General features: G+C 62.2%; 1 protein-coding gene. It reads left to right on the top strand.

The window, feature by feature from the left end; translation table 11 throughout:
- Positions 1 to 1,921, top strand: a 1,921-nt coding sequence (locus tag ACRDD5_RS04950; protein ID WP_438676099.1) for a type VI secretion system Vgr family protein, incomplete at both ends; no start/stop codon positions are given.

Below are 1,921 nucleotides of genomic sequence, written 5' to 3'. Positions count from 1 at the left end.
AGGGCGTGGTGAGCGGATTCGAACGGCTGAGCACTTCGGAAGATCAGACCCTGTACGCCCTGACGCTGCAGCCCCGTCTGGCGCTGCTCGACCGCTCGCACCAGAACGCAATCTATCAGGACATGTCCGTCCCGCAGATCGTGGAAAAAATCCTCCGCGAGCGTCACAACCTGCGCGGTCAGGATTTTCTGTTCTCGCTGAGCAAAGAGTACCCGCGCCGCGAGCAGGTGATGCAGTACGGTGAGGACGATCTGCACTTTATCACCCGTCTGCTGGGGGAGGTGGGGATCTGGTTTCGCTTCACCACCGACACGCGGCTTAACATCGACGTGGTGGCGTTTTACGACAGCCAGCAGGGCTATGAGAAAAGCCTGATCCTGCCATCGGTACCGCCGTCGGGCCAGCACGCAAAAGGGGTGGACTCGGTATGGGGGATGGCCTGCCACCACCGCGTGGTGCAGAAACAGGTCACCACCCGGGACTACAACTACCGCCTGGCTGATGAGGATATGAACCTACAGGTGGAGGTGACCCGCGGGGACAGCACCACCTACGGGGAGGCCTACCACTACGCCGACAATTATCTGACGGCGGGCAGCGCGTATGACCGCCACCCGGCCCCGGAGTCCGGGGCGTTTTATGCCCGCATGCGCCACGAGCGCTATCTGAACGGCCAGACACAGCTCAGCGCCATCAGCAGCTGTCCGACCCTGTGGCCGGGTCTGCGGCTGAAGGTCGCCGGGGGGTATGAAGTGGCGGAGGCTTTCAGCCAGGGCGTGGTCATTACCGGCAGCCCCAGCGCCGCGCGGCGCGACCAGGATTTTGCGGTGCATTTCGCTGCTATCCCGGACAGCAGCGAGGTGGGGTTTCGTCCCGAGCCCGGTAAACGCCCGGTGATGGCGGGCACTCTCCCTGCGCGGGTGACCAGCACCACCGGGAACGACACCTACGGCCATATCGACAAAAACGGCCGCTACCGCGTCAGCATGCTGTTTGACCGGGACAGCTGGGAAACGGGCTTTGAAAGCCTGTGGGTACGCCAGTCCCGCCCGTATGCCGGAGGCAACTATGGCCTGCACCTGCCGCTGCTGGCGGGGACCGAAGTGGCGATTGGGTTTGAAGATGGCAATCCCGACCGGCCATATCTCGCCGGGGTGCTGCACGACTCGGCGCATCCTGACCACGTTACAATCCGCAACTACAAACGCAACGTTCTGCGCACACCTGCCAATAACAAAATCCGCCTCGACGACAGCCGTGGCCAGGAGCATATCAAGGTCTCCACCGAGTACGGCGGCAAGAGTCAGCTGAATCTCGGGCATCTGGTGGGCAGCGAAAAACAGAAGCGTGGGGAGGGGTTTGAACTGCGCACGGATGCGTGGGGGGCGATACGGGCACAGAAGGGGATTTTTATCAGTGCGGACGGGCAGGCGAAGGCGCAGGGGAAGGTGCTGGAGATGCACTCGGCGGTCAGTTTGCTGAAAGGGGCACTGAATCAGGCCACCGAATGGGGAGGTATCGCGCAGTCTCATCATAACGTGATGCCTGACAGCGCGCCGCTTAACACCCTTGTTGAGGGCGCGGATGACCTGACGTCGGCGGCCGTTGTTATCAGCGCCCCGCAGGGGCTGGCGGCGGTTACGCCGGAAGCCACGCTGTTACACAGCGGCAGAGGACTGTATCTGCAGAGTCTGGGAGAAGTGAATATCACTGCCGCACAGCGGCATTCGGTTGTCTCGGCTAAAGCGATCTCCCTGCTTGCCCGGGAGGAGGGGATGCGGCTGGTGTCCGGCAACGGTCCGCTGGCAATGGAGTCACATGCAGACACTCTGTCACTGACCTCGCTGAAGGATGTCATGGTGCAGTCCACCCAGGGCCATATTCAGCTCACCGCCAAAAATGGTATCACCCTTGGCTGCGG

Origin of the sequence: Silvania sp. (genome assembly GCF_051656365.1) — a bacterium.
In the GTDB taxonomy this organism is placed as follows: domain Bacteria; phylum Pseudomonadota; class Gammaproteobacteria; order Enterobacterales; family Enterobacteriaceae; genus Enterobacter; species Enterobacter hatchlandensis.
Note: the sequence above shows the minus strand (reverse complement) of the source record. Positions and strands in the feature narration are given on the sequence as shown.